Annotated in this window: 1 protein-coding gene and 1 pseudogene; one reads left to right on the forward strand and one right to left on the reverse strand. The window is 37.4% G+C overall.

Annotated elements, in window-relative coordinates; all coding sequences use genetic code 11:
* The coding region (locus U3A58_RS21705; RefSeq protein WP_323826487.1) for a hypothetical protein at positions 1–285 on the forward strand (285 nt) is incomplete at its 5' end.
* Here U3A58_RS21705 and U3A58_RS21710 read toward each other — a convergent pair.
* A pseudogene (locus tag U3A58_RS21710) lies at positions 257–880 on the reverse strand (formylglycine-generating enzyme family protein). The gene U3A58_RS21705 and the pseudogene U3A58_RS21710 sit on opposite strands and share 29 nt — an antisense overlap.
* Between the last annotated feature and the right edge of the window lie 229 nt (positions 881–1,109).

Raw genomic sequence — 1,109 nt, forward strand, 5'->3', positions numbered from 1 at the left:
AATCCAAACCCAAGAATTTTGACTGGCATTCAGGCAGTTTTCAAAGAGCGGCCTAAAATCAAGCGAAATAACCAACAAAAAGGCCTCAGTTTAAACCAAATGAAGGTTTTTAGACGAACTGCCGTTTTGCAGCAAAGAAACGTGGGGCATATCGGAGCACTTTACTGTCCGCCTGTGATACAGGTAGCTACGAAGAACCGAACTTTCGGAAACCACCGACCGCCCCATGTTTTCTTAGGTGCTGTTGCTGTTGTTTTTATTCATTCATGTTCTTTGCAATTCTGAATCCTAAATCATCTATTTTGAACGAAAAAGGATGACTTCTTCTTCGAGTTGTTGCCATTATACTCCTTTCTTGGTCACACCAACCGCCACCACGGAAAACACGGTAAGTTCCGTAAACAGTTTCGTCATATATGTCTGAACACCATTCCCAAACATTTCCCAACATATCATAAAGTCCCCATTCGTTAGGTTTCTTTTGTCCAACTTTTTGAGTTTGATTATTGGAATTATCTTTAAACCAAGCAATTTTATTCAATTATCCGTATCTAATGTCTTTGACTCCCGCTTGACAAGCATACTGCCATTCTGCTTCTTTTGGTAATCGAAATCCATTTGCTTTTGAATTTAAGGTTACTTTTTCAGTTGATAGGTCAATTGTATAGCATTTATCTTTTCCCAATGAATCAGATAGTTCATTGCAAAAATTCACCGCATCAATCCAAGAAACAGTTTCAACTGGCAATTTGTCGCCTTTGAATGTCGAAGGATTTTCGTCTGTCAATGCTCTATATATTTCCTGTGTTATTGGGAATTTAGAAAGTTCAAAGGAATTTATTTCAACCGACCAAGTTTCTTTAGTTCGGTCGTCTCTCATATCAACCGCTCCTGTCGGAATGGTCACAAACAACTCGTCAATTACTTTCTTATCTATTTTTTCGTTTATCGTTTTCACGTTGTTTTTTTAAATAACAACTAACGTGTTTGAGGCTGTCTCAAAAGTAGATAGTTTAAAAGGCTAGTCGATTACTCGGCTAGCCTTTCTTGTTTTACTCAAAATATGTACTTTGAGGTGTGGAAAAACAAGACTTAAATGTAGTCTTTAA

This window comes from Algoriphagus persicinus (genome assembly GCF_035156415.1).
Lineage (GTDB): Bacteria > Bacteroidota > Bacteroidia > Cytophagales > Cyclobacteriaceae > Algoriphagus > Algoriphagus persicinus.